The sequence below is a fragment of the Thermomonas sp. genome, from assembly GCF_025993755.1.
In the GTDB taxonomy this organism is placed as follows: domain Bacteria; phylum Pseudomonadota; class Gammaproteobacteria; order Xanthomonadales; family Xanthomonadaceae; genus Thermomonas.
The window spans coordinates 1-5,947 of the sequence record NZ_JAMQHN010000112.1 but is presented as its reverse complement, the minus strand read 5'-3'; the positions used below and the strand labels follow the sequence as shown (position 1 = coordinate 5,947).

Below are 5,947 nucleotides of genomic sequence, written 5' to 3'. Positions count from 1 at the left end.
GTTCGCCCCCGATCGGCACCAGATACACCGCACCCAGCGCCAGCGTGACGGCCAGCACCAGCAGCAGCGCCGGCGCCAGACGCCGCACCCGGCGCTCGTAGAACCCGACCAGCGAAATATCGCCGCGCGTCTCGAACTCGCGCAGCAGCAGCCCGGTGATCAGAAACCCGGACACCACGAAGAACACGTCCACCCCGACGTAGCCGCCCGGCAGCCACGGCACCCCGGCGTGGAACGCCACCACCGCCAGCACCGCCACCGCGCGCAGGCCGTCGATATGGCGGCGGTAGCTCAGTTCAGCCATGCGCTTGCTTCAACAGCTTCGGGCCACGGCGCGCGAGCTGCCACGCCAGGGCGAAGCCGCGCGCTTCGGCCAGCAGGGTCAGCGGGATCCACCACGGCCGCCGCAGGTGGTGGCGGGTGCGCACCGCGCGCAGCGGGCGCAAGAGCGCCTGCCGCCGCCAGCCCGGTATCCGGGTTCTCAGCCAGTAGTAGTAGGCGCCCACGGCGTGGGTCGGCTTGATCGTCCGCAGATGATGGCCGTGGGCGCGGGTGCCGCCGGTGGCGATCGCCAGGTGATGGATGATCGCACTCGGCTCGTAGTGAATCGGGCCGTGCGCGCGGCAGTAGCGCCAGGCGAATTCGGCCTCGAAGCGGTAGGCGGCACCGACAAAATTCTCGTCGAACCCGCCCAGCGCCAGCGCCACTTCGCGCCGCACGGAAAAATTGCCGCCCATGAATTCGTCGATGTTCGCCGGCGCATCGCTGGTGAAGCGGAACGGCTCGCCTTCGCGCAGGGTTTCCGAATGCTGCCCCGGCTGGAACACCCGGCCCGCCACCAGCGCATCGCCTTGCGACTGCGCCTGCCGGTGCGCGGCCACCAGCTGCGCATCCGGCACGATGTCGTCGTCGAGGAACATCACGACGTCCGACCCTGCCTGCTGCAAACCGACGTTCATCGCGTGCGGGATGCTCGGCTCCGGCAGGCGCAGCCAGCGGATTTGGCCGGCGTCGTGCAACGCCTGCAGCGCCGCCGCCAGCTCGGCCGGATGGTCCCGCGTCTGGTCGACCAGCAGGATCTCGTCCGCGGGCTGCGGCAGCGCCAGCAGCGCGCGCAGGCTGTCCAGCGCAACCGCGCCGCGCCGGTAGCTGGGAATGACGATCGCCAGAGTCACGCTCTGCCCCGCCTTCCCCCAACGGGACCGCTATTCCGCATTTTTCCCTGCTCCGCGTTTCAGGGCCGGAGGCAGCAATTCGGCCAATGCACTCCACGTCGACCTGGGCGCGCCTCCTCCAAGGACCGGACGCGCCGGTGGAATCAGGGACTTTTCGCGCAGGAGCCGTGCAAGATGGCGGCGCGCCTTCCAATAGCCGCTGTAGTGGCGAACCCACGGGCCAATGCCAGGTGGCAGCTGGTATTTCCTGATATTGGCCGCCACCTCCTCCGCCTCGAACCCGTACCCGAGGCTTGTGCCCATTTCGATGACCTCGGGAATCTCGAATATCTGCCGCCACGCCTCGCCCAACGGGCGTTCCTCCACGCTCCGCAGCCATTGGGCATTCTGGTTCGACGGACTAGCCTTCACGTCGGCCGGAAATTCCACTTCCAGCAGTGCCGCGATGTCCCGGATGTACCTGTCGCTCTTGAATACGTCGGTCTCGGCCTTGATGTCGCGATGCGCCACCTGCGGGTGAAGTCGCGTGAACTCCACGGCAGCCGACGTCCGTTCCAGCCAGTTGTAGGCTATGCGCGCAAAAGGCCCGAGCTCAGGCCAACGCGGCGCGATCGTTTGATACCGGACATGCGGGTCCTGCGGAATCAGCACCCAGCCCGTTGGATCGTCGACGAAGGAACGCGTGTCGCACCAGTTCGTGCTCCAGGATCCGACGAACATCGCCGCTGCGACATTGATCGGGTGCCTGAAAACGTGGATGGTCCTGAGTCGATCTTCGAAAACATGCGCCATCACCGGGGCCAGGTGGCTGGTCGTTCCGCCAGTGATCACCACCGGCGCTTTCTCCGCCAGCATGCGGATCCGCTCGACCCAGCTGCCGATCGTCGGCTCGGCAAGGGCCGCCTCGATGCGTTCGTTCTCGTAGCAGCGGAAATACTTGCGCACCCGTGCGGAGCGCGCATTGATGTCTTCGTGCAGGACATGCGCCTGCTCTCCGAGGATCACGCGGAGCTGGTTGTGGGCGAACGTCGTCCCCGAGCGCCCAACCCCGAGATTCATCACGATCGGATACGGCATCGCCCTGCTCCCGGATCACCCACGATTTTCGATTCCCCACCTCGTGCCATGCGCACGCAGACCCTCACTGGCCACTGCCCTTGCGGTCCAGCAGGGACCGATAAAAATCCACCGCCCGCCGAGCACAGTCTTCCCAGGTCAGCTTGACAGCGGTCAGACGTGCGGCGCTGGAAATCTGCTCGGCAGCCGGCAAATCGCCCATCGCCGCCAGAATCATGTCCGCCATGCCCGCGCTGTCGCCCACGTCCACCCGATAACCGTTTTCACCCTGGCGGACATGGTCCTTGACGGCGCCCACCGCGCTGCTGACGAGGATCAAACCGCGCGCCATCGCCTCGGCGCAGGCCTTGGCCGCGCCTTCATACAGCGAATGGGCAACGCCGATGCCATGGCTGTCATACAGATCGAGCAAGGCCTCCTGGGCCCGCCAGTCGAGCAAGTGCACCCGCGCTCGCACGCCCTCGGAAAACAGCCCCAGCGCTTCGGCATGGTGGTCCGCGCTGCATACCCAGGTCAGGCTCGCCTCCGGGTCGGCCGCCAGCACGCGGCTGACCGCTTCGGCCAGCAATTGCGGCCCCTTGAAAAAAGAGTATTGCGCAACGCACAGCATGCGATGCAAGCGTAGGGCGGTCATGGGCTGCAGCGGACGGTCCAGAAATGGTTGCGGCACACCGTGATGGATGACCGCCACGCGCTCCGGCTGCGCCCCATGGTGCGCGACCAGATGGTCCTTGATTTCCTGCGCCGGCACGATCAGGCCGTCCGAATAGCGCACCACGCGGTCGATCTGGGCATGGATGCGGGTGCGCAACATGCGCGACAGCAGCGGGAACCGCCCCTGCGGCACACCGAGGCGCCGATGCCAATGGTCGAGCGCGGCATCGGCCATGCACTCCAGCCCATGGCTGCGATTGACGAAAACCGCCCTGCGGCGGCGTCGGCGATTGTCCTTCGCCGCCAGCCACGCATAAGGCTGGCTGAGCTGGATCACATCGAAGTCGTCTTGCCCGCAGCGCTCCGCGACGGCCCTGCGGTATTCGCGCGGCAGCTCCAGCCAGTAGTGCAGGTTCCAGTGGCGGATGCGGTGGGCAAGATCGGCGTCCCAGAACGCCTCCACCTCGTGCCCCAGCGCACGCAACGCCAGGTTGGTGGCCACCACGGTTCCGGCCGCCCCGGAATCGGGATTGGGCGGCGCATCGGCGCCGACGAGAATTCTCATTTCAGGATTCGTCCCCAAAGTGGAACGCGGGCCGCTCCCGCCCGGTCAGCAACGACTGGCCCAGACGCAGCCACGGTTTGGGTCGCCACGGACACTGGCGAATCGCTTGCGCCAGATAGCGGCGCGCGCGCGCATCGCGATTGCCGATCAGCATCGCACCGATCAAGTAATTGGCGTTCGCAAGCGCATTCCGGCGCTCCACCTGCGACTGGGCGATGCCGGCGCGCACGCGCTGCGCCAACGCTTCCGCTTCGGCAAGCCACGGCGCCTCGTCCTGTCCGGATTGCCGCGCCTGCCGGCACAGATGCCCAAGTTCGCCGAAGCGTTTCTGCGCCGCCCGCGCCGCGCCGGAGGTGCTGCCCGGTTCCTTGCGATGGACATAGCGCACCGCGCCGAGATACCCGATGCGCGCCACGTCAATCATGCGCAACCACAGGTCGGAGTCCTGCGCGTAATGGAAGGCCGCGCGATAGCCACCCACGTCACAATAAAGCCTCGTGCGGAACATGACGCTGCCGTGCGCGGGCGGGCCGTGACGCTGCCGCGAAAGCCCGTCCGAAGCCTCGATGGGATCGGCAGGACGCCGGATCACGCACAGCGGCTCGTCGGCCGGACCGACGTACTCGGTGGCACAGGACGCGAAGCCGACAGCGGGATCGCCGTCCAGCAAGGCCACCTGCTCGGCGATCCGCAGTGGATGCGACCAGTCGTCGGAGTCCTGGCGGGCGATGAATTCGCCGCGCGCCTCCGAACACCCGCGAATCAGCGCCTGGGTCAGACCGGCGTTCTCCTGATGGATCACCCGCAGGCGCGCGTCGGAAGCCGCCAGCGCGTCCAGCAGCCCACCGGTGCCATCACGGGAGCCGTCGTCGACCACGATCAGTTCCAACTCGCGGAAGCTCTGCCCGAGGATGCCGGCCACCGCATGCCCGACGCGGTCGGCATCGTTGTACACGCCCATCACTACGGAGACGCGTGGCGATGCGGTCAATTCGCACCCGCCGTGCGGCGGCAGGGCAGCGCGCCCGAGGCGCGCACCTCGACACCTTGGCCGCGATCAAACGGCATCCAGAAACACCTGTCTGTCGATCTTTTGCCAGCAGTACAAAACCATCAACGCCTCGTAGTCCTTACTGAAAAACCGCTTCAGGTTGCGCATGGCATGCGGAGAGAGTTCCCCGTCCTGTCTGGTCCCCGGGTTGGTATGCAGCTGCAGGTCGTTGCGGTAGCCGAACACCCGTGCGATATCCGCATCCAGCGTCTCCTGCATCAGCACCGCGACGATCTGCTCCGGGCGGCACCGATCCAGCAGCGGATAAAGGTAAAACGCGATGTCCTCGTGGATATGGCGGATCCTGCGGATCTCGTCGTGCACCTGCGGATCGGGCCTTCCGTCCGCGTCGTACAGCGCCTCGGCCATGCGGCCGAGGGTCCGGTACTTTTCGAGAATCCCGTGTTCGCCGGGAAAGGGGTTAACGCAGCAGTTTTCCTCGACGACCCGCTTGTATTGCCAGCGGAACGCGGAAACCAGCCGCGAAATCGGGGCACGGGCGACGACGATGTACTTCAGGTCCGGGCGGTAGACCGGCTTGCGCACGTGCACGACGTAGGGATTCGCGTTCTTCGTGGCATGCGCGAGGCCACGCTTCAACGTCCCGCCGCCGCATTTGCCGATATGGACGAGCACGGTCGCCCCGCGCGGGATTTTCCAGCGTTCGTAGTACGGCAAGGCCGCCTGATACAGGCCAAGTGCACGCAGCAGGTTGCCGATCGTTTTCAGCATGGCGAAGGATTCATCGAACCGGGATCGGGAACGGAGGCATCCTTGCGTCCCTGCCCGTCGGCTTTCCAGACAACCCGGGGAACGGGAGCATCCATGCCGGCAACAGACCGGGACGGCCCGCATCGCCGGCCGCCACCTCCGAGCTTGCGGTTCCGCCGGGGAGTCGCCGGCCATCGCCGCGCTCACGGGTCATGGGGCTACGACCTGCGGCGAGATCGTCATGGCCGCATCCATGACTGTCTTCGCGTCCGCGCGCCCGCCTTGCGCCCGATTGCGGCGCGCGCCGACTCGCTCCAGCGCACCGCGCGCGGCCAGCCGACGATGCCGGCGAACGCACGGAACGCATGCACGTCGAGGCGGCTCCCGTCCGAAGCGCGCAGCGCCAGCCGGCACAGCGCCCTGGCTGCCTGCGCGTCGCCCAGCCGCCCGCACTCGCGCGCGTGGGAAAACGCCCAGCGCGCGAAGTGGCGCATCTCGGGCGCATCCGGCGGTACGCCGGCCTCGCAGGCATGCGCGTGGAGCGCTGCGAAGAACCGCACCCGATCCGCGGGTGCCAACCACCTGCCGCTGCCGGTCTGGCGCGCACCCGGATGCTGGCGGTGCTCGCTCACGTCCTCGTCGCAGTACGCCAGGCGCACGCCCAGCGCGCCCGCGCGCATGTCGTATTCCCAATCCTGGGAATACCGCAGATCG

Annotated in this window: 7 protein-coding genes; all 7 read right to left on the bottom strand. The window is 67.2% G+C overall.

Translation table 11 applies throughout. The features are described 5' to 3' along the window. Window positions 1-304: acyltransferase family protein (locus tag Q0X16_RS07430; RefSeq protein WP_297832731.1), on the bottom strand; the 304-nt coding region annotated here is incomplete at its 3' end. Beyond that, window positions 297-1,175 (bottom strand): glycosyltransferase, encoded by an 879-nt coding sequence (locus Q0X16_RS07425; RefSeq protein ID WP_297832728.1) that lies wholly within the window; start codon window positions 1,173-1,175, stop codon window positions 297-299. The genes Q0X16_RS07425 and Q0X16_RS07430, both read right to left, overlap by 8 nt. A gap of 30 nt (window positions 1,176-1,205) precedes the next feature. Further along, a complete protein-coding gene (locus tag Q0X16_RS07420; RefSeq protein WP_297832724.1) occupies window positions 1,206-2,252 on the bottom strand; it encodes a hypothetical protein in 1,047 nt (348 codons plus the stop codon). Window positions 2,253-2,316: 64 nt separating this feature from the next. Next, a complete protein-coding gene (locus tag Q0X16_RS07415; RefSeq protein WP_297832721.1) occupies window positions 2,317-3,471 on the bottom strand; it encodes a glycosyltransferase family 4 protein in 1,155 nt (384 codons plus the stop codon). Window position 3,472: 1 nt separating this feature from the next. Further along, window positions 3,473-4,462 carry a glycosyltransferase gene (locus tag Q0X16_RS07410; protein ID WP_297832718.1) on the bottom strand — a complete coding sequence of 330 codons (990 nt, stop codon included), beginning with the start codon at window positions 4,460-4,462 and terminating at the stop codon, window positions 3,473-3,475. A 66-nt stretch (window positions 4,463-4,528) separates the two neighbouring features. Then, window positions 4,529-5,428, bottom strand: coding sequence for a hypothetical protein (locus Q0X16_RS07405; protein WP_297832715.1), 900 nt, complete (start codon window positions 5,426-5,428; stop codon window positions 4,529-4,531). Between the two features lie 44 nt (window positions 5,429-5,472). After that, window positions 5,473-5,947, bottom strand: a 475-nt coding sequence (locus Q0X16_RS07400) for a hypothetical protein (RefSeq protein WP_297832712.1), incomplete at its 5' end; no start/stop codon positions are given.